This is a genomic window from Eilatimonas milleporae (genome assembly GCF_003688555.1).
GTDB lineage: Bacteria > Pseudomonadota > Alphaproteobacteria > Sphingomonadales > Kordiimonadaceae > Eilatimonas > Eilatimonas milleporae.
Map to the genome: position 1 here is coordinate 259,042 of NZ_REFR01000010.1, position 26,236 is coordinate 285,277.

The window sequence follows — 26,236 nt, forward strand, 5'->3', positions numbered from 1 at the left end:
TGCCAGCCCTTGTCGGTAGGGCGGGCCGTTTGTTCCGTGCGGGCGGCAAAATGCAGGCAATCAGGATATTCGGAGCGCCCTCTGAGCGGTAAACCGCTCAGGGCAGGCTCAGCAGTCCTCGGTCCGGATAGAACGCCTTGTAGGCATACGCGAAGTCGAGACTGTAGGACACGCCTTCCAGGGCGTCGCCCGCCCGGCGCTGTACCAGCACCGAGCCTATGGCATTGCTGCGGACCACGATCTGGCTGTCCAGAACCGACAGAGTGCCCGGTTGCCATGTGAAGATGAGACCGTCGGGACCTTCCAGCCGTCCGGCCTGGGCAATGGCCGGCAGGGGCCAGGCCTGCGTGCCGACCCGCACGATACGGCTGGCCCGGATGCTGTCAGCCATGCCGTCCGTCATGGCTGACTGGACTGTCCCGCGTTTTGGCGCGCGCTTGGTGACGGCGTAAGGGGAGCTTTCCAGCGTGTCATATCCGGCATAGGGGCTGCTGCCATAGACAATCTGGCTGCCATAGGGCGGGGCAAGGACGATCCCGTCCGGCACCCGTGCCTGATAGGTCCCGTAATTTTCGATCCGGTGCGGCAGCACCGTCAATGCCGCATCCGCATGGGTGCCGACGATGCCCGTGCCGGTGAATTGCTGCCACCAGCTCTGGCTTTCCCGGTCATACAGGACCAGATTGCCGTATCGCAGATGACCGCTGACACCAAAGGTCAGGGTCGGACCCGCGCCGTCTGCGTCGCCTTCCGTACCGCCTGGCAGGCGCCGGTCAAAGACCATGGTGGTGTTTGTGAACGGGCTGTATGTGACGGCGACGGGGACACCGTCCAGCGTGTCATTGACCACTTCGTGCCATATGAGGATTTCGAGCGGGTAGGCCCGCGTGACCTGCCCGACCGTGACGGTGATCACGGGGCTTTGCGCTGTCGGTCCCGCTGTCGCCACGCCACGGAAGCGGGGATTGACGATGGCCCGGATACCGTCCTTGGGTGCCTCGGCGAAACGGAAGCCGTCTTCGGGCACGGTGGTGCGCTTGAAATCCGTTTCGCGCCATTGCCTGCGTATGCGGACCGGTATGTCCCGTTTGCGTAGCAGCGTCTGGTCATCGCCCATGGCCGCGGGCTTTATCGGCAGGCAAAACAGGCAAAGGCCTAGCATGAACAGCAGCAGAACACTGGCTGTGATACGCTGGGAAACCGTTTTGCAAACCGTCATGAAGAAACCCCCTTGATGTTCCCGCACCGTCATGGTCCGTTTGACCTGTTGATGCTGGGGGCACCATGGCATGACTTTTATGAATGTGCCATGAAACGCATTGCCATGAGGTTCGTGGCTGAAAAAGGGGGGGGGATGCCATGCGCTGGTGGGCACGGGCATGTGTCGGGCTGATCGTCATTTATGGTGTCATGCTTGGCGTGATTTATGTCCGGCAGGAACATCTGATGCTGAATTTCGCGCCTGTCGCCGACAATCATGCCTATGCCTTTGATACGACGGTCGAAGATATCTGGCTGGAGCGTGACGGTGCGCGGCTGCACGGTGTTTTGTTTCGCACGGATGCCGCGGTGCCCGCGCGCGGACTTGTCCTGTACTATAAGGGCAATGCGGGCAATGTCGGCAACAGTTCCAAAATGGCGCGCACCTTTCTGGGACTGGGTTTTGACGTCATGTCGATGGACTATCGCGGTTTCGGTAAAAGCCGTGGCCCGCTGAGCGAGGATGCGCTGCTGGCCGATGCGGAAGCCTGGTATGATCTGGCCCGTGAACGCTACGGACAACAGGATATCCGTGTCGTCGGGTATTCCTTCGGCAGTACGCAGGCGTCACATGTGGCCGCCACCCGCCCGGTCGAGGATCTGATTCTGTTCGCCCCCATGAAGTCTATTCTGGATCTGGGGCGCCGCCGGTACCCCTGGGTGCCCACCTTCATCAGCCGGTTCCCCCTACGCTCGGACCTGAAGCTGATGCAGGCGCACACGGCCCGTATCGTGATCTATCACGGTACAGCGGACGCAGTGGTGCCTTTTGCCTCGGGCGCGGAGCTGAAATCCGTCATGGGGGCTGACGATGCCTTTGTGGAGGTCGCCGGCGCCGGGCACGGCGACCTGCCATGGACAGCTCTCGTCCAGGAGGACATCGCCCTGCGGTGGAGCGGTCTTTAGACCGCGCCACGATCAGGCGGATTTCAGCGTGTTTTCGGCATTGTGCAGGGCATCTTCCGCTGCCAGCCAGGTTTCTTCCGCCGCAGCCAGATCCTCTTCCGCGCGGGCCAGCTTCTTCTGCAGGTCGGTAATCGTGGCGGGGCCGTCGGTTCTGTCCTGCGCGTACAGGGACGGGTCTGAAAGTTTTGTCTGCAATGTATCCCGCCGGTTTTCGTGGCGCACGACGTCCTGTTCAGCCTTTTCAACGGCCTTGCGAAAGGGCGCCAGACGTTGCCGGTCCGCCGCCGCTTTCTGGCGTGCGGCCTTGCGGCTGGTCTCGCCGCTGCCGCTCTGGGCAACGCCATCCGGCGTCTTGCGGGACCCGCGGCGCAGTTCCCCCAGATAACGGCGATAGTCGTCCAGATCGCCGTCAAAAGGGCTGACCTTGCCGTCACCCACAAGCCACAGCCGGTCGACGCAGGCTTCCAGCAGGTGGCGGTCATGGCTGATCAGCAGAACCGCGCCGTCATAACCGTTGATGGCATGAATAAGGGCTTCCCGGCTGTCCACGTCCAGATGGTTGGTCGGTTCGTCCATGATCAGAATTTGCGGTTTCTCCAAAGTGGCCAGCGCGAACAGAAGCCGTGCCTTTTCACCGCCGGACAGGCTGTTGACGGGGCGGTCTGCCTTATCCTCGCCAAAACCGAAGGCGGCAAGCCTGGCCCGCCGGCGGGCTTCTGTCATGTCGGGCAGAAGCTTTTCAAGATGGTCGTAAGGGCTGGCTGCCGGGATCAGTTCGTCAAGCTGGTGTTGGGCAAAATATCCGATTTTCAGGGCGCGGGGACGCCGCAGCTTGCCTTCCGCCGGCGTCAGCCGGCCTGACAACAGCTTGGCAAAGGTGGATTTGCCGTTGCCGTTGGCGCCCAGGAGACCGATGCGGTCATCCATATCCACCCGCAAATCCAGCCGTTTGAGAACGGGGGTATTGTCGCCATAAGCCGCGCTTGCACCCTCCAGTGTGATCAGGGGCGACGATAACGGTTCCGGTTTGGGAAAATCGAACGGAATGGTGTTGTCTTCGACGACGCTGGCGATCGGTTTCATACGGGCCAGCATTTTCATGCGGCTTTGTGCCTGCCGGGCCTTTGACTCCTTGGCACGGAAACGTTCGACGAAGGCCTCGATCCGCCGGCGCTCGGCCTCCTGTTTGGATTTCAGGGCCATCTGCCGTTCCAGGGCGGCGCGGCGCTGTTCCTCGAACGCGTCATATCCGCCGGCATAGCGGTACAGCTTGCCGTTGGTAAGGTGCAGGATGTGGCCCACCGCATTGTTCAAGAGGCCCCGGTCGTGACTGACGATCAGGACTGTGTAGGGATAGCTTTTCAGATAGCTCTCCAGCCAGATCACACCTTCCAGATCCAGATAGTTGGTGGGTTCGTCCAGAAGCAGAAGGTCGGGTGCTGTAAACAGCACGCAGGCCAGGGCGACACGCATCCGCCAGCCTCCCGAAAAGCTGCTGCATGGGCGCTTTTGCGCCGCATCGTCAAAGCCGAGACCGGCCAGAAGGCTGGCGGCGCGCGCCTCCGCTGACTGGGCGCCGATGTCCGCCAGGCGCGTATGGATATAGGCAATGCGTTCAGGGTCCGTTGCCGTTTCCGCCTCGGCAAGAAGGCTGGTTCGCTCGGTGTCGGCCGCCATCACCGTGTCGATCAGGCTTATGTCATGACCCGGCGCTTCCTGGGCGACATGCCCGATCCTGGCGTTGGGATGAACACTGACAGCACCGGACTCGGCGCTGATTTCACTCCGGATCAGGGAAAGCAGGGTGGATTTTCCGGCGCCGTTGCGGCCGACGAGGCCCACTTTCTGCCCGGACGGGATGGCGGCTGTCGCTCCGTCAAAAAGTACCCGGTTGCCGATACGAAATGTGAGGTCTGTAATCTGTAGCATGCCGCGCGGCTTAGCATGTCGCGCGTATTGTATCAAACCCGCCCCGGCATCGGCTGTGGGCCGCTGTATCCTTGGGCTGTACAGAAAAGGATGATGTGGGTATAAGGCGCGCGACTCGCGGTTGGCGGCGGTATCGGTGCCCGATTGTTTGCCGGCTGCTCATCCTATTCATATCCCGGCCGGAAACGGCCCTGAATAAACAAGGAAATGCCTCATGGCTCTGCAACGCACCTTTTCCATTATCAAACCCGATGCCACCGAACGCAATCTGACCGGTGCCGTCAATGCATGCCTGGAAAAGGCAGGTCTGCGCATCGTCGCCCAAAAACGTATCCTGATGACCCGTGCCCAGGCGGAAACCTTTTATGCCATTCACAAGGAACGTCCCTTTTTCGGTGAACTGGTGGATTTCATGACCTCCGCCCCGGTGGTCGTACAGGTTCTGGAAGGCGAAGACGCTGTCGCGAAAAACCGTGAGGTCATGGGGGCAACCAATCCGGAAGACGCCGCCGAAGGCACGATCCGCAAGCTGTATGCCCGGTCCATCGGCGAAAATTCCGTCCATGGTTCTGATTCGCCGGAAAATGCTGCGATTGAAATCGCCCAGTTCTTTTCCGGCAATGAGATCGTCGGCTAAGGCCGGCGGTCATCACATCCGTATCCGGCAAGCCGGCCCCTGTGTTTTACGGGGGCCGGCTTGTTTTATGCGGTCGTGGTCGTCTCTTCCGGTGCGGGACAGATCAGGGACTGCGGCGCGGTCACCGGTGCGGCAAGCTGCACGCGGCCGGCTGAGACCCTGATTTTACCTTCGGCCACCATGCGGACGGCTGCCGGATAGATGCGGTGCTCTGCTTCCAGGACGCGGGCCGCAAGCAGGGGCGGGGTATCCTGCGGCAGAACGGGAACGGCGGCCTGCATGATAATCGGGCCGTCATCCATTTCCGGACGAACGAAATGCACCGTGCAGCCGGTGATACGGACGCCGTCTTCCAGGGCGCGTTCATGGGTGTGAAGCCCTTTGTACGCCGGTAGAAGAGACGGATGGATATTGATCATCCTGTCTCTCCAGCGGTTGACGAAATCATTGCCGAGCAACCGCATGAAGCCGGCCAGACAGACCAACTGCACACCATGCGCCTGAAGGCTTGCATGCAGTTCATCCTCAAAGGCCGGGCGGGTTTCGAAATCCTTGTGGTCGATGGTCACGACCGGCAGGCCGGCTTCCGCTGCGAAATTCAGGCCCGGGGCATTCGGCCTGTTGGAAATGACGACGGCGATTTCCGCCGGAAACCCGGGTGTGTTGCAGGCTTGTATCAGGGCCTGCAGATTGCTTCCGCGACCCGAGATCAGGACGCCCAGTTTCAATATACTCACGACATTGCTCCTCGGGAAACGCATTGCCAGGTGCCACACGCATTGTCACTCATGGGTACAGACGCAGCGACCCTGACCGCTGTCCTTCAGAACACCGCCGATGACGACGGGCGTTTCCCCGGCGGATGTAAAGGCCGCCAGCGCAGCGTCCGCATGCCGTTCCGCCACCACCGCGACCATGCCGATGCCGCAGTTGAAGGTGCGCAGCATTTCATCCTCGGCAATGCGGCCCTGTGTCCGCAGCCAGTCAAACACGGCCGGGCGCTGCCAGCGGTTGGTGAATATGGTTGCCGACAGCCCGTCCGGCAGAATACGCGGAACATTGCCGGGAAAACCGCCACCGGTGATATGGATCAGCCCCTTGACCAGACCCAGACGGATTGCGGGCTGGCAGCCTTTTACATAAATCCGGGTGGGGGTCAGAAGGCTCTCGCCAAGGGACAGACTGTCGTCATAGGGCGCCGGAGCCTCCAGCGCCGCGCCGCTGGCCTCCACAATCCGCCTGACCAGGGAGTAGCCGTTGGAATGCACGCCACTGGACGCAAGGCCGATCAGGACATCGCCGTCTTCGATATTTGTACCATCGATCAGGCTGCCGCGTTCCGCCGCGCCGACGGCAAACCCCGCAAGGTCATAGCTGCTGCCCGCATAGAGACCCGGCATTTCAGCGGTTTCGCCTCCGATCAGGGCTGCGCCCGCCTGACGGCAGCCGGCGGCGATACCGTCGACGACCCGGGTCATCTGGGCGACATCCAAGCGCCCGGTCGCCATATAATCCAGAAAGAACAGCGGCACCGCGCCCTGGACAATGAGGTCGTTGACGCACATGGCCACCAAATCGATCCCGATGGTGTCATGGCGGCCGACGGCTTCGGCCAGGGCCAGTTTTGTGCCGACCCCGTCGGTGGCTGCCACAAGGATCGGGTCGTGGAACCCTGCGGCCTTGATATCGAACAGCCCGCCAAAGCCGCCAAGGCTGGCATCGGCCCCGTCGCGGCGCGTGCTGGCGGCGAGCGGTTTGATGGCCTCCACCAGGGCATCGCCCGCAGCGATATCGACGCCGGCCTGTTTATAGGAAAGACCTTCTTCGCTTTCTTGTTTCGTTTCCGTCATGAAATTGTCCAAAAGAATGACCACGCTAGACAGCCGGTCCTGATCGGGAGTTCGCTGTGCCGCAGGTTTTCAGACCCCGCAGCCATTTGCCCGGAGACTAGCGAAAAGGTATGACGCTGGCGAGGATGAATTATCCGAAAAGGCAGTGGCGGACTTACCCGTGGGCAATGGCGGTTTATCCGCTGTACCCTGTCGGACAGGGTGTCCATCGCGCCTTTGAAGTCTGAAAACCAGGTCTGTTGTTGTCGGCCGGCCTGCTATTGTCTGGCGATGCAATACGCACATTATATGCCGGTAGAAATATAGTGTGTGGACACAAGGGCCGGAATACATACGGTATACCCGGACAGGTACCGGGCATTGCGCCGGGCGACCGGGGTTTGTGAGGATGATGACTGCTGTGTTCCGGCTTATGACAATGACGGTTGCACTGTTGCTGGTGGTTGGGCAAAAGCCGGCCGACGCCCAGCAACCATCGGATGACAGTCTTTACAGCGTGCGCGGTGTTCGCGTTGACGAGACCGCCCGGGATGCCAGCCGCGCGCGTGCCGTTGCCCTTGCCGGTGCCGAACGGCGTGCCTATGGCATACTGATTGCCAAACTGACGCGGCCGCAGGATCGCGTGCAATTGCCCGATATGAACGAATCAATGATTCGACGCATAATTCGCGGGATCGACGTTATCGAGGAACAGTCATCCGGGCGGCGCTACCGGGCCATTCTGGATATTCATTTCGCGCCGGCCATGGTCAGTCGGTTTCTGGCCGATGCCGGGGTGCCACAGGTGGTGGGCGGCGGGCAGGGCGTCCTGGTTCTGCACGCCCATGGGCGTGGTCTGGAAATGGGTCTTTGGGTGGCCGATCAAATCCGCGATGCGGCGCGCGGTGACGTGGATTGGGGCAACAGGTTGAGGCGGTACCGTTTTCCTGTGGCGGATATATCGTCCCGCGCCGCTGTCACGGCGGCACAGGTCCGCGCCATGGATGCGAGCAATGCCCTACGCCTGCGGGAGACATATGGCGTGGGCGATGTTCTGTTGATCTTCACCCGTTGGGATAAGGTATCCCACAGCCTCGCGTATGAGTTTCTGTTAAGCGAGGAGGAACTGTCCGGTAGCGGACGCATGATCTCCGACCCTGCCGCAAGCGATGCCATCGCCGAACGGGAGACGCTGGCACTGGCCCTTGGGACTGTGCTTGAGCGGGTCGATACGGACTGGCGTGAACAGCTTCTGGTCGATATGGGCGAGGGCGGCAGCCTGGAGGTTGCCGTGCCGAGCCGTTCGCTTGACGAATGGACCGCCGTGCGCGAGAGACTGAAGACCGTGCAACTTGTCGACAGTGTGGCGACAGTTTCCCTGCGGATTCCGGTGAGCCGTCTGTATTTTCATTTTACCGGCCGGTATGAACAGATGCGGCTGGCTTTGTCCTACGCCGGTTTAAGACTGGATGAACGGGATGGAGACTGGTGGCTGATCCCGGTTGACGGTGCCGGCCAGGATGACGCAAGACCTGAATGAAACGCTGAACCGTGTCGTCCGGGCGCTCAGCTGGACACAATTGCCTCGGACCCTGCACAAAGACAGGGCTTATGAACGGGGGTGGGGAATATGAATCGCTGGTATGCCGTCGGGGCACTGGTCGTTGTCGGTGCTGTCCTGTATCTGACGCGCGGTATTCTGCTGCCGTTTGTTGCCGGGATGGCGCTGTCCTACTTTCTTGATCCCCTGACGGACCGTCTGGAAGCGCGCGGTTTGGCCCGGGGCGTGGCAGCCGCCTTTGTCATCGGTTTCTTCTCGCTGGTTTTCGTCGGCATTCTGGTGGCGCTGGCGCCCACCATTCTGTCCCAGTTTGAACGGCTTATCGCGGTTCTGCCGGAAACCCTTGCGGGCCTGCGTCCGTGGCTCAATGAGACCATTGCGGACTTGTCGGCCCGCTTCGGCTTTTCCATCGCGGCCGAGGCTGAGAGCGTTCTGGGCACCTATGGCGGTGAAATCCTGGCCAGGGCCCGCGACGCCGTCCTCGGCCTGTTGCAAAGTGGCCTGGCCCTTTTCAATCTTTTGTCGCTGATGCTGATCACGCCCGTCGTGGCGTTTTATCTTCTGCGGGACTGGGACCATATGATTGCCCGTCTTGACAGTTGGCTGCCGGTGGAACAGGCGGCGGCCATTCGTCAGATTTTTCGCGATATAGACTCAGCCCTGTCCGGATTTGTGCGCGGCCAGATCATAGTCTGTTTGTGCATGGCTGTGCTCTATGGCACCGGGTGGACGCTGATCGGGTTGAATTTCGCCCTGATCCTTGGGTTGGTGGCCGGCGTTCTTGCGTTTGTGCCGTTTCTGGGGGCGTTGACGGCCTCTGTCCTGGCCTTGACGATGGGGGTGGCACAGTGGGGGTTGGACCCTCTCAAACTGGTGCTGGTTTTTCTGATCCATGTGATTGTCCAGAATATCGAAGGCTCGTTTCTGACCCCGCGCCTTGTGGGCAGCCGGGTCGGTCTGCACCCTGTGTGGGTTCTGTTTGCGGTTTTTGCGGGCGGTGAGGTCATGGGACTGGTCGGTGTTCTGATTGCCGTCCCGCTGGCGGCGGCAATCGCGGTTTTCGTCCGTTTCGCGGTCGGACAGTATCAAAGCGTCAATGTCGTGACGGCGTCGTCCTCTCCTGCGGACGAGGCTTCTGCCCAAACGCCTGTCTCGTCCTCCGGCAAAGCGGAAGGCGGCGGTTCCTAGTCAGGACCGGTAAACCCATGTCATCCAGCCAAATTCCCTTGAGCCTGCCACATGAAACCAGCTTTGCCAGGGTTGATTTCATGACCGCCCCCTGTAACGAAGCGGCCGTGCGGCAGATGGATCTCTGGCCCGGCTGGCCGCATGCCGTTATGGCCCTTGTGGGGCCGGAAGGCTCCGGGAAGTCCCATTTGGCAAGCGATTGGGCGGCAAGGGCGGGGGCCCGGCGCTTTACCCCCCAAATGCCGGCGGACAGCCTGGCCGGCGGCGACCCTGCGCCTGTGTTGATCGAGGACGCGGATCGGGGCGCATATGCCGAGGATACAGTGCTGCATGTTTATAACTGGGTACGGGAAACCGGTCAGACCCTGCTGTTGACCGCCCGTACGGCGCCGACCCGGTGGCCGGTCCGTCTGCCCGACCTGCGCTCCCGTCTGTCCACGGTGCCGGTGATGGAGATCGGGCCGCCTGATGACACACTTCTGGCGTTGCTTCTGGCCAAACTATTTGCCGACCGACAGCTTGCCGTGGCCCCTGACGTGGTGACATATCTGTTGCCGCGCATGGAACGCCGGTTCGATTTCGCCCACCGGCTGGTCGCGCTGATGGACAGTCGGGCCTTGTCTTCAAAGCGGGCTCTTACCATACCGCTCGCACGGGACTGTCTGGAAAGTCTGGCGTCCGGTCTGTAAAGGTTTTGTAAAGACCGGGGCATAGGTTGCAGTCTGTCCTGCGGGGCTTGATCGCGGTCCATGCCAAAGGGCATAGTTCCATCGGAATGACATGGGTGCGGGACACGATGCCCGGATGGTCAGTGAGCCCACCTGTTACACATATCTGACAAGGAGAAGACCGTATGGCGGATCACAGTTCCGAAACAAGCCAAAACGGGCGCGCCGGTCAGGCTCCAGCGGATCATGCCTCTCAGGCTGATCATGCACCCCAGGCTGATCATGCAAATGATGCCGGCCTGCCGGGCGGCGAAGGGGCTGCGGACACGCCGCCGGGGGGACATATGGCGGCCCGCCAGACCATCAGCCGCCGCTTGCGCGCCATGTCCGGCAATACCAAATATCTGAACCGGGAGCTGAGCTGGCTTGAGTTCAACATGCGGGTTCTCGAAGAAGCGCAGAACACGCGCCATCCTCTTTTGGAAAGGCTGCGGTTCCTGTCGATTTCCGGCAACAATCTGGATGAATTTTACATGGTCCGTGTCGCCGGCCTGCGCGCGCAGTGCGACATGGATGCCGAGATCATGTCCGAGGATGGGCTGACCCCGCATCAGCAGTTGAGCAAGGTCAACGCCATGGCTGAACGCCTGATGGAGTTGCAGCAGGAGGTGTGGGGTGTCTTGCGTCAGGAAATGCGGGAAAACCGTATTGAAGTCCTGGACGCGGACGAGGTGATCTCGCAGGAGCGGGCGTGGCTTGAAAGTGAATTCAAGGACAATATTCAGCCACTGCTGACGCCGATCGCCGTCGACCCGGCGCATCCCTTTCCGTTCATTCCCAATCTCGGCTTTACCATGGCCCTGTCGCTGAGACGTATCGCCGACGGTGAAACCATGTTGGCCCTGATTCCGATGCCGCACCATATGAAACGCTTTGTCCGCTTGCCTGGACAGGTGGTGCGCTTTATCGCGCTTGAAAAGCTGCTGACCCTTTTCTTTGACGAGATTTTTCCCGGATACGATGTGCTGGGCTCAGGCGTATTCCGTATCGTCAGGGACAGCGATATCGAAATCGAGGAAGAAGCCGAGGATCTGGTGCGTGTCTTTGAAAGCGCGCTGAAACGCCGCCGGCGCGGCCGGGTGATCCGTCTGTCCATCGATACCAGCATGCCGGAAGACATGCGCAATCTTGTCATCAGGCGCCTTGACGCGGATGAGCAGGCGGTGGTGCCGATGAACGGGATATTGGGCATCAACGACGTGGGCGCCCTGATCGTGGACGATTTTCCGGACATGAAGTTTCTGCCCTATAATCCGCGCTATCCGGAACGCGTGAAGGATTTCGGCGGCGATATATTCAAGGCAATCGCCGCCAAGGACTTCGTGGTCCATCACCCTTATGAATCCTTTGAAGTGGTGCACCAGTTTCTGCGCCAGGCCGCGCGCGACCCCGATGTGGTCGCCATCAAGCAGACACTGTACCGCGCAGGATCGCAGTCACAGATCATCCGCGCCCTGATCGAGGCGGCGGAAGCCGGAAAGGCCGTCACCGCGATTGTCGAGTTGAAAGCCCGTTTTGATGAAGCGCAGAACATCAAATGGGCCCGTGACCTGGAGCGTGCCGGCGTGCATGTGGTGTATGGTTTCATCGAAATGAAGACCCATGCCAAGGTCTCGATGGTCGTGCGCCGCGAAGGGGGGCGCCTGAAAAGCTACATGCATTTCGGCACCGGCAATTATCATCCCATCACGGCCAAGATTTATACCGACACATCCTTTTTCACCGCCGATCCGGCCCTGGCCCGGGATTCGAACAAAATGTTCAATTATCTGACGGGGTATATTGAGCCGGTGGCGCTGGAGAAACTGGTTCTGTCGCCGTTCCGGATGCGTGACTTCCTCATAGAAAAGATCGAAGAGGAAATTGTCCACGCCCGGGCCGGCCGGCCGGCGGCGGTGTGGGCCAAGATGAATTCGCTCCTGGATCCCAAGATTATCGACAAATTGTATGAAGCCTCGCTCAACGGTGTTCAGGTTGATCTTATTATCCGGGGTATTTGTACCATCAAGCCGGGGATCAAGGATTTAAGCGAGAATATCCGCGTGCGCTCCATTGTCGGCCGGTTTCTTGAACATTCCAGGATCTGTTGTTTCGGCAATGGGTTCGGCCTGCCGTCACGCCAGGCCACCGTCTATATTTCATCCGCCGACTGGATGCCGCGCAATTTCGATCGCCGGGTCGAACAGCTTGTACCGATTGAAAATCCGACCGTGCACGATCAGATCATGGGGCAGATCATAGCCGCCAACCTGAAGGACACGGAACAGACCTGGATCATGAATTCCGACGGTTCCTATACCCGTTATGAACGCCCCAAGGGTGATAAGGGATTTATCGCCCACGACTATTTCATGACCTATCCGTCCATGTCAGGCCGTGGGACGGCCCTCAGCGAGGGTAAAGCCATCCCGCCCCTGCTGAATTATCTTCAGGATGCGGTGCCCACTGGGCCGGCGCCGGTGTCCGGAGCCGCCTGAATGGGGTCAAAACAGAAAAAGACCGGCGGCAATGACTATGTCGCGGTGATCGATATCGGTTCCAACTCGGTAAGGCTGGTGGTGTTTTCCACGCTGAAACGCGTACCGGACATTATCTTTAACGAAAAAATCCTGTGCGGACTGGGCGCGGGCCTTGCCAAAACCGGACGGATGTCCGCCGGTGCAATGGCCGAGGCCCTGTCGACGCTGAAACGCTATCGGGCGCTGTGCGACCAGATGGGGGTCGACCACATTGATACATTTGCCACCGCAGCCGTGCGCGATGCCTCCAATGGCGGCGACTTCGTCAAGCAGGTGCGGGCGCTGTGCGGATTTGACATCCGTGTGATCGACGGCGAAGAGGAGTCGCGCCTGGCCGCTCTTGGCGTCCTGTCGGGCGAGCCTGCGGCAAGGGGTATTGTCGGTGACCTGGGCGGCGGGTCGCTGGAACTGGCCGAAGTGGCCGGTGGCCGCGTCGGCAGGCGTTTGTCCCTGCCATATGGCGCCCTGCGGCTGATGCACAGTTTCGGCGATGATCTTGAGGGTATAAAGGCCCATGTCCGTACCGGGTTGAAAGAAATCGACTGGCTTGCGGATGCCGAGGGGCAGGACCTGTTCCTTGTCGGCGGATCGTGGCGCAATATTATCAAACTGCTGATGCATGAACGGGCCAGCCAGCTTGCCATATTGCAGGGATTCCGTGTGCCGCGGCAGGAACTGTCGAGCTATTGCCGGCGTTTGTCCTTGTCCCATCCGGACAACCTTCCCTTTGCCGCCGATATCCCATCGCGCCGGCGCGAGGTACTACCGGTGGCGGCGCTCATCCTGCGGGAAACCCTGAAGGCGATGAAGGTGCAGTCAGCCGTGGTGTCGAGCTATGGTGTGCGTGAAGGCATTCTTTTCGACCGTCTGCCGAAGGATGTAAGGGCGCAGGACCCCTTTATCGCCGCGTGCCGTGAACTGGCCGAAGAACGCTGCCGGTTTCCCGAACACGCGGATATCCTGTTCGACTGGACGCGGCCCCTGTTCAACGGCGGTTTGTGGTATACACCTGAAAGCCGCGCGCGTCTGCATCTGGCGATCTGTCTGCTCGGTGATATCGCCTGGCGGGGGCACCCGGATTTTCGCGCCGAAAAGGCTGTTGAAATCGCCTTGCATGGACAGTTTATCGGGGTCGGGCATGAGGACCGTGCGTTTGTGGCCGTTGCCCTCAACCAGGCTTATGGGGCCCCCGTCACAGTTCCGCAGATTGCTCATGTGCTGCCGCTGCTCAGCGTGGATGCCATATTGGAGGCGCGGGTGTTGGGGGCGGCGTTGCGCCTGGCGCAGCGTCTGTCCGGCGGGGCCGCGCAAGCCCTGACCATGAGCCATCTGCGCCTACAGGATGGGCGTCTGCTGCTGGGCGTGCCCGCAGATGCGCGCGACATTGTCAATGATGTGGTGGTCAAACGTTTGCGTCAGTTGGCACTGCTGATCGGTTGCGACAGCGACGTGGAATTATACGCTGAAAAAGCGGACAAGGCGGGCCGCAAGACGGCGGATAACGCGGCCTGATATGCTCCGGTTTTGGGGGCGGGGGGACGCTTTTATCCCCCGGTTCGCTGTGTCCCTAGTGCGAAAAGCCTAGTCTTCCGGTTCCAATTCGACGACGTCGATATTCTGTCCGTGTACCGTCAGCGCAAGGGAACCATCCAGCAGTTTCAGGGCGTCTTCACCGAAAATCGCCCGACGCCAGCCGTGCAGGCCGGGGAAGTCCTGTGCCGGATCGGCGGCCCAGCTTTCAATATCCTGGGCGCTGGCCACCATGCGGGGGGCAACACCGGCTTCCTGGCATTTGATTTTCAGCAGAACCTTCAGCAAATCCGCCATCGGCGGTGTCGGATTGCGCGGTTTGCCGCGGTCAACCCGGGGCAGGGCGTCCGCCGGCAGGGCATTGGCCTGCTCGATCGCGCTGAATAGGGATTTTCCACCGCTGGACCGGCTGAAGCCCCGCGCCAGCCCCCGGATATTGTCCAGGTCTTCGACATTGGACGGGCCATGTGCGGCAATCTCAAGCAGGGTGTCATCCTTCAGCACGCGGTTGCGCGGCAGATTGCGGCGCTGGGCTTCCCGCTCCCGCCAGGCGGCGATCTTTTGGACCAGCGCCAGAAAACGGGGCTTGTTGCTGCGGATTTTGATCCGCTGCCAGGCGGTTTCGGGGTCGACTTCGTACAGGGCCGGATCGGTCAGGACGGCCATGTCTTCCGCGACCCAGTCTTCACGCCCTGTTTTGCGCAATTGCTCCGACAAATGGCGGTAGATCACGCGCAGATGCGTTACATCGCCGAGGGCGTAGTCGATCTGTGTGTCGCTCAAGGGGCGTTTTGACCAGTCGGTATAGCGCGCTGTTTTGTCCACCTGCTCGCGCGCAATCTTGGTGACCAGCGTTTCATAGCCGACGGATTCGCCAAACCCGCAGACGGTGGCGGCAATCTGTGTATCGAAAACCGGTTTCGGTATGTGGCCCGTCATCTGATAAAAGATTTCCATATCCTGACGGCAGGCATGCATGACCTTCAGCACGGATGGGTCATCCAGCAGTTCAAACAGCGGTGTCAGGTCCAGTCCGTCGGCCAGCGGATCGACGGCGGCCGCACCTTCGTCATCGGCCAGTTGCACCAGGCATAGCAGTGAATAATAGGTGTTATCGCGCAAAAATTCCGTGTCGATGGTGACGAAATCGGCTTGCCGCAACCGGGTGCACAGGGCGGCCAGTGTGTCAGTATCCGTGATGGGCTGCATGTATTTTTGTCTTTTTGCGTTGGGTTTGCGTGACGAATGTGCCCCCACATACACGGGATAGGGACGGGCGTCACCCCCCGGTGCCCAAACCGGCCCGAATGACACAGGCATCACACGCAAAATGCCATGCCGCTGCCCGGCTTATGAGGTGGGCTTGACAAGCCTGGCCAATCATGCGCTTTTCCGCGCTGAAATCTGCACTGTCTTTAACGCTACATTGAACAGGGTCTTTCCTTCCATGCATCTTTACCGCAGTCACACTTGTCATGCGCTTCGCAAGTCGCACGTCGGCGAAACCGTGCGCCTGTCCGGCTGGGTTCACCGCAAGCGGGACCACGGCGGCCTTTTGTTTATCGATCTGCGCGACAATTACGGTGTGACCCAGTGCGTGTTTGATATGGACAGCGCCGCTTTTGCCGATGCGGAAAAAGTGCGTGCCGAAAGCGTCATCACTGTCGACGGCCGGGTGAAGGCCCGCTCCGAGGACACCATCAATGCCGACCTGCCGACGGGCGAGGTGGAAATCTATGTGGATGCGATGGACGTGCAGTCGGCGGCCGGTGACCTGCCCATGCCAGTGTTCGGCGACGCGGAATATCCCGAAGACATCCGTTTGACATACCGTTTCCTGGATTTGCGCCGCGACCGGCTGCACCAGAACATTCTGCTGCGTTCAAACGTGATCCGCTATTTGCGTGAGAAGATGCATGCGCAGGATTTCGTTGAATTTCAGACGCCGATCCTGACAGCCTCCAGCCCGGAAGGCGCGCGGGACTTTCTGGTGCCGTCACGCCAGCACCCCGGCCAGTTTTACGCGCTGCCACAGGCCCCGCAGCAGTTCAAGCAGTTGGTCATGGTCTCGGGCTTTGACCGTTATTTCCAGATCGCGCCCTGCTTCCGCGATGAGGACGCGCGTGCCGACCGCAGCCCCGGCGAATTTTACCAGCTTGACGTGGAGATGAGTTTCGTCACGCAGGAAGACGTGTTCGCCGCGATCGAGCCGGTGATGGTCGGCGTGTTTGAGGAATTTTCCGACAAGACCGTGACACAGGCGCCGTTTCCGCGCATTCCGTTCAAGGAATCCATGCTGAAATACGGCAATGACAAGCCGGATCTGCGCAACCCCATTGAAATCGCCGATGTGACGGAGATTTTCCGTGGCTCCGGCTTCGGCATTTTCGCCAAAATGGTCGAAAACGGTGCCGTTGTACGCGCCATCCCGGCGCCGGAGGCGGGCAAGCAAAGCCGCAAATTCTTCGATGGCACCAATGACTGGGCCAAGCGCGAGGGCTTTGCCGGTCTTGGCTATATCAACCTCAAGGGGGGTGTGCCTGGTGGTCCGATTGCCAAAAATCTGGGCGAGGAGCGCACAAGCCAACTGATCGACATGCTCGGCCTTGGTCCCGATGACGGTGTTTTCTTTGCCTGCGACAAGGAAGCGGGCGCCGCCAAGCTGGCGGGGCTGGCCCGTACCAAGGTGGGTGAGGACCTGGGCCTGATCGATGACAGCGAGTTCAAATTCTGCTGGATCGTCGATTATCCCATGTATGAGTATGACGAGGACGAAAAGCGTATCGACTTCAGCCATAATCCCTTTTCCATGCCGCAGGGCGGGCTGGAAGCGCTGGAAAACAGCGATGCACTCGATGTGCTGGCGTACCAGTATGACATCGTCTGCAACGGGGTTGAGCTGTCTTCCGGTGCGATCCGGAACCACCGGCCCGACATCATGGTCAAGGCGTTTGAGATCGCCGGCTATGATGAGGCCACGGTCGAGCGTGAGTTTGGCGGTATGCTGAATGCGTTCAAATACGGCGCGCCGCCGCACGGCGGCCTGGCGCCGGGCGTGGACCGCATCGTCATGCTGCTGGCGGATGAACCGAATATCCGCGAGGTCATCCTCTTCCCCATGAACCAGAAGGCGGAAGACCTGATGATGGGCGCGCCCGGCACTGTGCACGCCAAGCAACTGCGCGAGCTGCATATCCGCACGGTCGAGCCGCCGAAAAAGGAAGGCGACGCTTAAAGCCCTGCCAAGGAACACCGCCCCGAGGAGACGTATCTGATGACCGTACCCGTCACCGACACCATCCTGATTGTCGATTTCGGCAGTCAGGTCACGCAGTTGATCGCGCGACGGGTGCGTGAGGCCGGGGTTTATTCCGAGATCGTGCCGTTTCAGTCGGCGGATGCGGCGCTGGATCGTTTGCGGCCCAGGGGGGTGATCCTGTCCGGCGGGCCGGCCTCGGTGACCCACAGCGATACGCCGCGTGCACCGGAAGGGCTGTTTTCCATGGGAGTGCCGGTCCTTGGCATTTGCTACGGTCAGCAAACCATGGTGGCCCAGCTTGGCGGGTCCGTCACCACGTCCGACCATCAGGAATTCGGCCGTGCCTTTGTCGATGTGCAGGAGCCTTGTGGCCTGTTTGACGGTATCTGGGAAACCGGCACGCGCGAACAGGTGTGGATGAGCCACGGTGACCATGTGGATGCCCTGCCGGACGGTTTTCGTGTGGTCGCGACCAGCGAGGGTGCGCCCTTTGCCGCCATTGCCGACGATGCACGGCATTTTTACGGCCTGCAATTCCACCCCGAGGTGGTACACACGCCGCACGGCGCCGCGCTGCTTGCCCGCTTTGCCCGCGAGATTTGCGGCTGTGCCGGCGACTGGTCCATGGCGGGGTTCCGCGAGGCCAAGATCGCCGACATCCGCGCGCAGGTGGGGGACGGCAAGGTCATCTGCGGTCTGTCCGGCGGGGTTGATTCCTCCGTTGTCGCCGTGCTGCTGCATGAAGCCATCGGCGACCGGCTCACCTGTGTGTTTGTCGACCACGGCCTGATGCGCCAGGGCGAGGCCGATCAGGTCGTCAGTCTGTTCCGCGAGCATTATCACATCAATCTGGTGCACCGGGATGCCAGCGACCTGTTCCTCGGCGCGCTGGCGGGCGTCAGCGACCCGGAAGTCAAGCGCAAGACCATCGGCAAGCTGTTCATCGATGTCTTCGAGGAAGAGGCCGCCGCCGTCGGCGGGGCGGACTTTCTGGCGCAGGGCACGCTCTATCCGGATGTGATTGAAAGCGTCTCTTTTACCGGCGGCCCATCGGTGACGATCAAGTCGCACCATAATGTGGGCGGCCTGCCGGAGCGCATGCGCATGGCGCTGGTCGAACCCTTGCGCGAGCTGTTCAAGGATGAGGTCCGCGCACTGGGGCGGGAGCTTGGCCTGCCGGATGCCTTTGTGGGCCGCCATCCCTTTCCGGGGCCGGGGCTCGCCATCCGTATTCCGGGCGGGATCACCCGCGAGAAATGCGACATTCTGCGCAAGGCCGACGCCATTTATCTGGAAGAAATCAGGAACGCCGGTCTTTACGACAGCATCTGGCAGGCCTTTGCCGTGCTGTTGCCGGTGAAGACCGTCGGCGTCATGGGCGATGCGCGCACCTATGACCATGTGTGCGGCCTGCGCGCCGTCACCTCCACCGACGGCATGACGGCGGACTATTATCCCTTCCCGCATGATTTTCTGGGCCGGGTGGCCACCCGCATCATCAATGAGGTGCGCGGCATCAACCGCGTTGTCTATGACATCACCTCAAAACCCCCCGGCACGATCGAGTGGGAATAAAAAAGAAAACTCATATGAAAAAAGGGAAACGGGTAAAGTCAAATATCGGAGCATGGATAGCTGTCGGTGCTGGCATAGGCGCAGCACTCTCTGCTGCAACTCAGCAGCCATATTGGGTGGCGATAGGTGTTGCATTGGGAGCCGCACTTGGCAGCGTTAAAAACAGAAAAATGAATCATGAATATCCTAGAGATATTGTTCGACTGACAGGAAGCGGCAGATGCTTTCCAAAAGTCTTATAGCCCCATCTGACGCACGGCGAGGTCGCGCATGATTTCCTCCGATCCGCCCCCGATCGCCTGCACTTTCACTTCCCGGTAAACCCGCTCGACCGGGTTGCCGCGCAGATAGCCGGCACCGCCCAGGATCTGCATCGCCTCCGACGCGCAGAACTCAAGCGCTTTGGATGCGGAGAATTTCGCCTTGGAAATCTCCGCCACCGGCATGGGGCCTTCATTGGCCTGATGACAGATATGATTGAGGTAAGCCTCCACCATATCCATTTTCGCGGACATGTCGGCCAGCTTGTGCCGGATCACCTGATGCTCGATCAGGCGTTTGCCGAACGTTTCTCGTTCCTGCGCCCAGGCCACGGATTCGTCGAAGCAGACCTTCATCATGCCCAGCATGCCCGCCACCATGGTGAGGCGTTCAAAATTGAAATTGTTCATAATAGCGAGAAAGCCTCTGTCCTTCTCGCCCATCAGGTTGGTCGCCGGGACGCGGCATTCGTCGAAATACAGCGTGGCCTGGTCCGACGCCCACCAGCCCATCTTGCGGGGCAGGGGGGTGCGGGAGAAACCCGGCGTATCCGCCTCGACGAAAAACAGGGAAATGCCTTTTAGGCCTTCCCCGCCTGTCCGGGCGCCGACAACGAAATAATCCGATTTCATACCGCTGGTGATGAATGCCTTCGATCCGTTCAGGACATAATGGTTGCCGTCCTGTCGCGCTGTTGTCCGGACGGCGGCGACATCGGAACCGCCGCTCGGCTCCGTGATGGCGAGGCTGGAGCTTTTGCGTCCCGCCACAATGTCGCGCAGGCACATGTCGCGGATCTCTTCATTGGCGAGCTCGGCGATCGGGCCGATCGAGATGGATCGCCCTCCAAGCGCGGCATTGACGCCTGTGGCGCCGCACCGGCTCATTTCCTCGGCATAGGCGGCACGCATGAAGCAGTCATCGAAGCCGAGGCCGCCGTATTCCTCGTCAACGCCGAAACCGAAGGCGCCGAGAGCGCCGACCTTCTCATGAAGCGCCCAGGGGATTTCACCGGCCTCGTCCCATTCATCGGCATATGGGGTTACCTCGTTGGCGACAAAGCTCCGCACCGTTTCCCGGAAGGCGCGGCGTTCCTCGTTTTCAAAGGGGTTCATCATGGCGGTATCTCCGGGACGGTGTTCAGAAACAGGGTGACGTCAGGACCGGGTGGGCGCGGTCTGTCCTGGCGGTCTGATGGCGTTTTGTGGACACAGACAACGATATTCCCCTTCCGGTAGCATGACTCTTTATAGAACGTATCAGAGGCGCGGTCGATGACAACGGAGCGGTCCGGCAGTCGTCAAGCTGTACCGGCCCTGTCGATCACCTGTGATCGCGCGGTTGGCCTAAATCGTGGCCGGTTCGGGGTTTGGCCGGTGCCCGTCGGCGGTTCTGCTCCGCCGGCCCCTGCCGACGATACGGTAGAGCGCCGGCAGCACCAGCAGGGTCAGCAGGGTCGAGGATATGATCCCGCCGATGACCACCGTTGCAAGCGGACGCTGAACCTCGCTGCCGGCGCCCACATTGAAGGCCATCGGCACAAAGCCCAGGCTGGCGACAAGCGCGGTCATCAGCACGGGCCGCAAGCGTTGCAGGGCGCCCAGTCGGATTGCGGTCTCAAGGGCTTCTCCCCGGTCGAGCTTTTGCCGGATAAAGGTCAGCATGACCACTCCGTTCAGGACGGCGACACCGGACAGCGCGATAAAGCCCACACCCGCCGAAATCGACAATGGCATGCCTCTGAGGGCGAGGGCGGCGACACCGCCGGTCAGGGCCAGCGGCACGCCGGTAAAGACCACCGCCGCATCCCGTGCCGTGCCGAACAGCATCATCAGAAGGCCGAAAATAAGCATCAGTCCCACCGGTACGACCACGGACAGCCTGCGGCTTGCCGAGATAAGCTGTTCGAAGGTGCCGCCATACTCGACCCAATAGGCGACCGGCATCGCCACCTCGGCCTTCACGGCGGCCCGCGCCTCCCGCACGAAGGAGCCGAGATCGCGCCCGCGCACATTGGCGGTCACCACAAGCCTGCGCTTGCCGTTCTCACGGCTGATCTGATTGGGGCCGGGGGCGATCGCGATATCCGCGATTTCGGACAGGGGCACTGACAGCGCGTCCCGGTCCGAACGGCGCTGTTCGGGCAGCGGGATGAGAAGGTCTCCCATCGACGCGACATCCGACCGTATGTCCTCGGGCAGGCGCACGACGATATCGAACCGCCGGTCGCCTTCGAAGAATTGCCCGACCGCCGCGCCGCCGAGGGATATGCCGGCGACCCTTTGAATATCGGCAATCGACAGGCCGTAACGGGCGAGGGCGTCCCGGTCCGGTGTGATCGACAGGATCGGCAACCCCTTGACCTGTTCGCTTTGAACGTCGGCAGCGCCGGGAATGCGCGCAATGACGGTCTCGACCCGTTCGGCAAGTGCCGCCAGTGTATCGAGATCGTCGCCGTAAATCTTGATGGCCACATCGGCGCGCACGCCCGAAATCAGTTCGTTGAACCGCATCTGGATCGGCTGGGTAAGCTCGTAGCGGCTGCCGGGAATGCGGGCGATGGCCGCCTCGATCTCCGCCAGAAGGGTGCTTTTCGGTTTCCTTGGATCGGGCCAGTCCTTTCGCGGTTTCAGCATGATGAACGTGTCCGCCACGCTCGGCGGCATGGGGTCCGTTGCCACATCCGGCGTCCCGATCTTGCCGAACACGCGTTCGACCTCGGGAAAGTCCGCGATCCGGGCTTCCAGGATGGACTGCATTTCAATGGCCTGGGTCAGGCTGGTCCCCGGAATGCGCAGCGCGTGCAGGGCGATATCGCCTTCGTCCAGGTTCGGAATGAACTCCGCTCCCAGTCTGGTGGCGCCGTATGCGGCAAGGACCGTCAGGCCGAGCGCCGCCGCGACGACGCCGTGGCGTGCCCTCAGGGCAAAGACGAGCGCGGGGGTGTAGAGCCAGGATGCCCCCCGTATGGCGCGGCTTTCCCTTTCCTCGATCTTGCCGCGCATCACCATGGCAACCGCAGCCGGCACGAAGGTCAGCGAGAGGATCAGCGCCGCTGTCAGTGCCATGACGACGGTCAGGGCCATGGGATGGAACATTTTGCCCTCAATCCCGGACAGGGCGAAGATGGGCAGGTAAACGACCGTGATGATCAGAACGCCGAAAAGAGATGGTTTGATCACCTCGCTGCTGGCCCGTGCGGCGATGTCGAACCGTTCGTCCCGGTTCAGAAGACGCCCGCGCCTTTTCTGGTCTTCCGCGAACCGCCGCAAACAGTTCTCGACGATGATCACGGCGCCGTCGACAATCAGCCCGAAGTCGAGCGCGCCCAGGCTCATCAGATTACCCGAGACCCGGTTTTCCACCATGCCCGTGACGGTCATCAGCATGGCAAGGGGGATGACGGCGGCCGTCAGCAGGGCGGCGCGTATGTTGCCGAGCAGCAGGAACAGGACGACAACGACCAGCAACGCCCCTTCCGACAGGTTTTTCGCAACGGTGGCAATGGTACGGTCGACCAGGTCCGTCCGGTTGTAGACGGGGGTGATGGCAACGCCGTCCGGCAATGTGCCGGCAATGGCGCGGATCTTCTCATCGAAGGTGATGGAGACCGTTCGGCTGTTTTCCCCGATCAGCATGAAGGCCGTGCCGAGAATGACCTCCTCGCCATTCATGGTGGCGGCGCCTGTGCGCAATTCCTTTCCGACGATCACATCGGCGACATCGCGCAAGACAAGGCCCGTGGTGCCGTAATCGGCCACGGGAATCCGCTCAAGGTCCGCCAGTGTCCGTGCCTGACCGGGAATGCGGATAAGATTTTGCTCGCCGTTGCGCTCGATATAGCCGGCGCCGGTGTTGGCGTTATTGCGCTCGACCGCGCCGAGAATGTCCGTGAGGGTCAACCCGTATCGTGCCAGCGCCATCGGGTCCGGCGTGATATGGATCTCCTTTTTATAGCCGCCGATGGTGTTGACTTCGGTCACGCCCTCGACGGTGCGCAGTTGCGGCAGAACCACCCAGTCATTGAGCGTGCGCAGCGCCATGGCGTCGTATGGCCTGCCGTTTCCGTCCCGCGCCATCGGGTCCGCCGACAGAATATAGAAATAAATCTCGCCGAGCCCGGTGGCGATCGGGCCAAGTTCCGGCGAGATACCGGGGGGCAGCGTGCCGCGCACCGCCTGCAATCGTTCCGATATCAGTTGCCGGGCGCGGTAGATGTCCGACCCGTCCTTGAACACAACGGTCACCTGGCTCAGCCCGTAGCGGGAAATCGAGCGTGTATAGTCCAGATCCGGCAGGCCCGATATGGCCGTTTCAACCGGAAATGTGATGCGTTGCTCCGTTTCGAGCGGTGAATAGCCCGGTGCTTCGGTATTGATCTGTACCTGGACATTGGTGATGTCCGGGACCGCATCGATGGGCAGTCGCTGGAAATTGTAGATGCCGAGGGCCGCCAGTGCCAGAACCAGGGCGAGAACGATCCAGCGCTGGCGTATCGACACGCGAATGATGCTCTCCAACATGTCGTACACTCCTAATGGTCGTGGCTGGCGCCGGATTTCTCGACGTCCGCCTTGATGAGGAAGGCATTGGCGGTGACATATTCCGTTCCCGGTGCCAGGCCGCCACGGACCGCGGCCCAATCCCGGTCCTGCGGGCCCAGGTCGAGCATCCGCACCTCATAGGTCTCGCCCACCTTGGCGAAGACGACCGTGAAATCCCGGAACCGCTGAAGGGCCGCTGTCCGCACCGCGAGGGGGGCGTCCATGGCACCTGTCTCAATCTCGCCGGTGATCCGCATGCCGGGCAGCAGGTTTGTGTCCGGCGGCAGGACGGCGCGGGCGATCAGGGTTTGTGACCCCATGGCCGTGATCGGCATATAGGCGAACACCTTTGCCGCGATTGTCCCGTTGCCTCCTGGGTGGGCAATCCGCACGGGCATGCCGACGTTTACCCTCGGACGATCTTGCGGAAAAATATGAAGACGCGCTTCCAGTTGCGCGGTATCCCCGATGCAGAGAAGCCCGTCGCCGCCCGACACATCGCCCACATTGGTGCGCCGCTCAAGCACGACACCGTCGATCGGCGCGGTCAGGGTAATGGGTTGCAGCGTCGACACATTTTCAAGCCGGATCACCGGCGCGCCGCGCCGGACCCTGTCGCCGACCGATACATCGACCGACAGGACACGTGCCACATAGGGCGATTTCACCTCGGCAACGGCATCCGGCGCGAAGGCGACCACACCTGTGGCCGTCAGGGTCTGGCGAATGGACGCCGGGCCCGCGATCTCGGTCTGCACGCCGGCCGCCGTGGCAATGGCATCCTCGATTTGGGTGCGGCCTTCAAAGGAATCGTACCGCCAGGACGCCCGGCGTCCGCCATGTTCCGCGCTGACCGAGACCGTAAAGGAATGCGGTTCGGCAACGACCCCGTCGCCAAGAAGATAGGCGCCCCGAGGCGCAAAGGCGAAACGGTCGGTCCGGCCGCCCAGGCGCTCCAGCTCGATTGCGGCGTTGACCTGTCCGGGGGGCAGCGGCACGCCGTTCTCATAGGCGTAAAGGCGGAATTCGGGCGCGGTGCCGGCTTCGTGGATCGTCACTTCAAGGGCGAAATCCCCGTCCGACAGAAGGCGTCCGCCCTTGGGGCCTTTGACGTCCGTCTGTTCTGCGGCACCACCTGGCTCGGCGGGCGGTGCCGACGGGTCGCTGCATCCGGACAGCATCAGGGCCGATGCGGCCAGGGTTGCGACATACACTTTAAAAAGCCTTGCGCGGATCATGGCTGCATCTCCCTTGCGGCATGCTCGCCGCTTAGCCGCAGCAGGGCGGCGTCCGTCATCAGATAGGTCTCGATGTGATCCACCCGCTGTTTGTGCAGACCGATGAGAACCTCGTGGGCATCCAGAATGTCGCGAAACGGCAGCGCGCCCTTTCGATATCCCTCTTCGGCAAGGGCGAGCGCTTCCTCAGCCTGCGGGATCAGGCTTGTCTCAAGGGTTTCCAGGGTTCTGACCGTCAACAGTGCCGATTGGCGCAGGGCATGCGCCTGCCGGGTGACCTGCTGCACAAGCGCGCGCCGCTCCGTTTCAATGGCCCGTTCCTCGGCGCGGGCCTTGGCAAGGGAGGCATCGCTGCGCGTGCCCATGCCGAGCGGTACCGACACCCCGGCCACAAGGCCGAAATTGTCCGCCGCGCCAAAATTCCGGACACCGACGCTCCAGGTGACGTCCGCGTTCCGCTTGCTATGCTCGAATGCGGTTCTGGCCTGTGCCTGACGTTGGCGGGCGTTCAGTTCCAGCATTTCGGGCAGGGCGGAAAAGCCGGGATCGACGGTGCGAACCGTTCGCACCGTTTCGATCAGCCGTGTGTCGAGCGCAAAACCCGCTTCGGCCCCGGTCAGGCTGGACAGCTGGAACAGGAACGCCGCTTCCTCCATCGCGAACCTGCGCAGGTCGGTTTGCGCCGACAACAATTCTGTCGAAGCCCGCACACCGGCAAGCGCGGGGTCGGCGGCCTGGCGCACCCTTGCCTCAATCGCCGATTTCAGGTCGGTGACATGCTCGATTTCCATGCAGGCCACTGCCTGCCGCGCTCTGGCAATCAGGGCCGAGAAATACAGTGTCCGTACATCATAAATGATTTGCGTGTCGGATCTGGCCGTGGCGGCCTCCATGACATCGACGCCGCGCGCCGCCAGTCTTTCGCGGGCTTCGCGTTTGCCGCCCCTTTCCCAGACGCGGGTATAACTGCCCGTCAGTTCAAGACTGTCGATATTGTCCGTGCGCCCAATGGCCGGGAAATCCTCGGTGCCCACCCTGACCGCGTCGGGGGGACGGAAGGCGGCGATGGCCTGATCCGTGCGGGCAATCTCTACGCCTGCGCGCGCCACGTCCCGGCGCATATCGTGGTGCAGGGCCAGCGTGATCGCACGGTCCAGCGACATCAGTCCCGCCGGTGCGGTTTCCGCGACCGGGCAGCGTGTCTCATGGTCCGGTAAGGGCGTGGATACGGACAGCGCCAATGCGGCTGCCAGTGGTATCAGCATTACGAAA

The 26,236-nt window shown here is 61.3% G+C and carries 19 protein-coding genes; 10 read left to right on the forward strand and 9 right to left on the reverse strand.

Annotated features, from left to right (window positions below; translation table 11 throughout):
- Window positions 1–97: 97 nt before the first annotated feature.
- On the reverse strand, window positions 98–1,219 hold the full coding sequence (locus BXY39_RS05985; RefSeq protein WP_170163662.1) for a DUF3179 domain-containing (seleno)protein: 1,122 nt from the start codon (window positions 1,217–1,219) through the stop codon (window positions 98–100).
- A gap of 140 nt (window positions 1,220–1,359) precedes the next feature.
- Between BXY39_RS05985 and BXY39_RS05990 the strand changes: the two genes are divergently transcribed.
- Window positions 1,360–2,166 carry an alpha/beta hydrolase gene (locus tag BXY39_RS05990; RefSeq protein WP_121937945.1) on the forward strand — a complete coding sequence of 269 codons (807 nt, stop codon included), beginning with the start codon at window positions 1,360–1,362 and terminating at the stop codon, window positions 2,164–2,166.
- Window positions 2,167–2,178: 12 nt separating this feature from the next.
- On the opposite strand, the gene BXY39_RS05995 is transcribed toward BXY39_RS05990, so the two are convergent.
- A complete protein-coding gene (locus tag BXY39_RS05995; RefSeq protein WP_121937946.1) occupies window positions 2,179–4,095 on the reverse strand; it encodes an ABC-F family ATP-binding cassette domain-containing protein in 1,917 nt (638 codons plus the stop codon).
- 214 nt (window positions 4,096–4,309) lie between these two features.
- On the opposite strand from BXY39_RS05995, the gene ndk reads away from it, so the two are divergent.
- Entirely contained in the window at window positions 4,310–4,732 is a 423-nt protein-coding gene (gene ndk, locus BXY39_RS06000) for a nucleoside-diphosphate kinase (protein ID WP_121937947.1), read from the forward strand.
- A gap of 65 nt (window positions 4,733–4,797) precedes the next feature.
- Here the strand turns inward: ndk and purN are convergent, their stop codons facing one another.
- Both purN and purM read right to left on the reverse strand, forming a co-directional pair.
- Window positions 4,798–5,469, reverse strand: a complete 672-nt coding sequence (purN, locus tag BXY39_RS06005) for a phosphoribosylglycinamide formyltransferase (RefSeq protein ID WP_245998980.1) — start codon at window positions 5,467–5,469, stop codon at window positions 4,798–4,800.
- A gap of 45 nt (window positions 5,470–5,514) precedes the next feature.
- Complete coding sequence (gene purM, locus BXY39_RS06010; RefSeq protein ID WP_121938374.1) at window positions 5,515–6,582, reverse strand: phosphoribosylformylglycinamidine cyclo-ligase; 1,068 nt, start codon at window positions 6,580–6,582, stop codon at window positions 5,515–5,517.
- A 418-nt stretch (window positions 6,583–7,000) separates the two neighbouring features.
- On the opposite strand from purM, the gene BXY39_RS06015 reads away from it, so the two are divergent.
- The 5 genes from BXY39_RS06015 (at window position 7,001) to BXY39_RS06035 (ending at window position 14,069) form a co-directional block, all read left to right on the forward strand.
- Window positions 7,001–8,101 (forward strand): DUF2066 domain-containing protein, encoded by a 1,101-nt coding sequence (locus BXY39_RS06015; RefSeq protein WP_170163663.1) that lies wholly within the window; start codon window positions 7,001–7,003, stop codon window positions 8,099–8,101.
- A gap of 90 nt (window positions 8,102–8,191) precedes the next feature.
- Window positions 8,192–9,310 (forward strand): AI-2E family transporter, encoded by a 1,119-nt coding sequence (locus BXY39_RS06020; RefSeq protein ID WP_121937950.1) that lies wholly within the window; start codon window positions 8,192–8,194, stop codon window positions 9,308–9,310.
- Between the two features lie 17 nt (window positions 9,311–9,327).
- Entirely contained in the window at window positions 9,328–9,999 is a 672-nt protein-coding gene (locus tag BXY39_RS06025; RefSeq protein WP_121937951.1) for an HdaA/DnaA family protein, read from the forward strand.
- Between the two features lie 323 nt (window positions 10,000–10,322).
- The gene (locus tag BXY39_RS06030) at window positions 10,323–12,515 is read left to right on the forward strand and encodes an RNA degradosome polyphosphate kinase (RefSeq protein WP_211332136.1); all 2,193 of its coding nucleotides are present in this window, start codon (window positions 10,323–10,325) and stop codon (window positions 12,513–12,515) included.
- Window positions 12,516–14,069: a Ppx/GppA phosphatase family protein gene (locus tag BXY39_RS06035; RefSeq protein ID WP_121937952.1), complete on the forward strand. Its 1,554-nt coding sequence runs from the start codon at window positions 12,516–12,518 to the stop codon at window positions 14,067–14,069.
- A gap of 69 nt (window positions 14,070–14,138) precedes the next feature.
- Here BXY39_RS06035 and rnd read toward each other — a convergent pair whose 3' ends face one another.
- Window positions 14,139–15,296 (reverse strand): ribonuclease D, encoded by a 1,158-nt coding sequence (gene rnd / locus BXY39_RS06040; RefSeq protein WP_121937953.1) that lies wholly within the window; start codon window positions 15,294–15,296, stop codon window positions 14,139–14,141.
- Between the two features lie 238 nt (window positions 15,297–15,534).
- Between rnd and aspS the strand changes: the two genes are divergently transcribed.
- From aspS to BXY39_RS06055, 3 genes are read left to right on the forward strand one after another with little or no spacing between them, the layout of a single operon-like run.
- Window positions 15,535–17,322: an aspartate--tRNA ligase gene (gene aspS / locus BXY39_RS06045; RefSeq protein WP_121937954.1), complete on the forward strand. Its 1,788-nt coding sequence runs from the start codon at window positions 15,535–15,537 to the stop codon at window positions 17,320–17,322.
- Between the two features lie 39 nt (window positions 17,323–17,361).
- Window positions 17,362–18,921, forward strand: a complete 1,560-nt coding sequence (guaA, locus tag BXY39_RS06050; RefSeq protein WP_121937955.1) for a glutamine-hydrolyzing GMP synthase — start codon at window positions 17,362–17,364, stop codon at window positions 18,919–18,921.
- A gap of 14 nt (window positions 18,922–18,935) precedes the next feature.
- Window positions 18,936–19,163, forward strand: a complete 228-nt coding sequence (locus tag BXY39_RS06055) for a hypothetical protein (RefSeq protein ID WP_121937956.1) — start codon at window positions 18,936–18,938, stop codon at window positions 19,161–19,163.
- On the opposite strand, the gene BXY39_RS06060 is transcribed toward BXY39_RS06055, so the two are convergent.
- The 4 genes from BXY39_RS06060 to BXY39_RS06075 all read right to left on the reverse strand — a co-directional run bounded on the left by BXY39_RS06060 (window position 19,158) and on the right by BXY39_RS06075 (window position 26,229).
- Window positions 19,158–20,300 carry an acyl-CoA dehydrogenase family protein gene (locus tag BXY39_RS06060; protein ID WP_121937957.1) on the reverse strand — a complete coding sequence of 381 codons (1,143 nt, stop codon included), beginning with the start codon at window positions 20,298–20,300 and terminating at the stop codon, window positions 19,158–19,160. The genes BXY39_RS06055 and BXY39_RS06060 overlap by 6 nt on opposite strands.
- A 228-nt stretch (window positions 20,301–20,528) precedes the next feature.
- Window positions 20,529–23,705, reverse strand: coding sequence for an efflux RND transporter permease subunit (locus BXY39_RS06065; RefSeq protein ID WP_121937958.1), 3,177 nt, complete (start codon window positions 23,703–23,705; stop codon window positions 20,529–20,531).
- Between the two features lie 11 nt (window positions 23,706–23,716).
- The gene (locus tag BXY39_RS06070; RefSeq protein WP_121937959.1) at window positions 23,717–24,964 is read right to left on the reverse strand and encodes an efflux RND transporter periplasmic adaptor subunit; all 1,248 of its coding nucleotides are present in this window, start codon (window positions 24,962–24,964) and stop codon (window positions 23,717–23,719) included.
- On the reverse strand, window positions 24,961–26,229 hold the full coding sequence (locus tag BXY39_RS06075) for a TolC family protein (RefSeq protein WP_121937960.1): 1,269 nt from the start codon (window positions 26,227–26,229) through the stop codon (window positions 24,961–24,963). Before BXY39_RS06075 ends, BXY39_RS06070 begins: the two co-directional genes overlap by 4 nt.
- Window positions 26,230–26,236: the final 7 nt, after the last annotated feature.

Coding starts and splice junctions, on each gene's coding strand:
- BXY39_RS05985 (WP_170163662.1), bottom strand. CDS start 1,219: ATGACGGTTTGCAAAACGGTTTCCCAGCGTATCACAGCCAGTGTTCTG.
- BXY39_RS05990 (WP_121937945.1), top strand. CDS start 1,360: ATGCGCTGGTGGGCACGGGCATGTGTCGGGCTGATCGTCATTTATGGT.
- BXY39_RS05995 (WP_121937946.1), bottom strand. CDS start 4,095: ATGCTACAGATTACAGACCTCACATTTCGTATCGGCAACCGGGTACTT.
- ndk (WP_121937947.1), top strand. CDS start 4,310: ATGGCTCTGCAACGCACCTTTTCCATTATCAAACCCGATGCCACCGAA.
- purM (WP_121938374.1), bottom strand. CDS start 6,582: ATGACGGAAACGAAACAAGAAAGCGAAGAAGGTCTTTCCTATAAACAG.
- BXY39_RS06015 (WP_170163663.1), top strand. CDS start 7,001: ATGACGGTTGCACTGTTGCTGGTGGTTGGGCAAAAGCCGGCCGACGCC.
- BXY39_RS06020 (WP_121937950.1), top strand. CDS start 8,192: ATGAATCGCTGGTATGCCGTCGGGGCACTGGTCGTTGTCGGTGCTGTC.
- BXY39_RS06025 (WP_121937951.1), top strand. CDS start 9,328: ATGTCATCCAGCCAAATTCCCTTGAGCCTGCCACATGAAACCAGCTTT.
- BXY39_RS06030 (WP_211332136.1), top strand. CDS start 10,323: ATGGCGGCCCGCCAGACCATCAGCCGCCGCTTGCGCGCCATGTCCGGC.
- BXY39_RS06035 (WP_121937952.1), top strand. CDS start 12,516: ATGGGGTCAAAACAGAAAAAGACCGGCGGCAATGACTATGTCGCGGTG.
- rnd (WP_121937953.1), bottom strand. CDS start 15,296: ATGCAGCCCATCACGGATACTGACACACTGGCCGCCCTGTGCACCCGG.
- aspS (WP_121937954.1), top strand. CDS start 15,535: ATGCATCTTTACCGCAGTCACACTTGTCATGCGCTTCGCAAGTCGCAC.
- guaA (WP_121937955.1), top strand. CDS start 17,362: ATGACCGTACCCGTCACCGACACCATCCTGATTGTCGATTTCGGCAGT.
- BXY39_RS06055 (WP_121937956.1), top strand. CDS start 18,936: ATGAAAAAAGGGAAACGGGTAAAGTCAAATATCGGAGCATGGATAGCT.
- BXY39_RS06060 (WP_121937957.1), bottom strand. CDS start 20,300: ATGATGAACCCCTTTGAAAACGAGGAACGCCGCGCCTTCCGGGAAACG.
- BXY39_RS06065 (WP_121937958.1), bottom strand. CDS start 23,705: ATGTTGGAGAGCATCATTCGCGTGTCGATACGCCAGCGCTGGATCGTT.
- BXY39_RS06070 (WP_121937959.1), bottom strand. CDS start 24,964: ATGATCCGCGCAAGGCTTTTTAAAGTGTATGTCGCAACCCTGGCCGCA.
- BXY39_RS06075 (WP_121937960.1), bottom strand. CDS start 26,229: ATGCTGATACCACTGGCAGCCGCATTGGCGCTGTCCGTATCCACGCCC.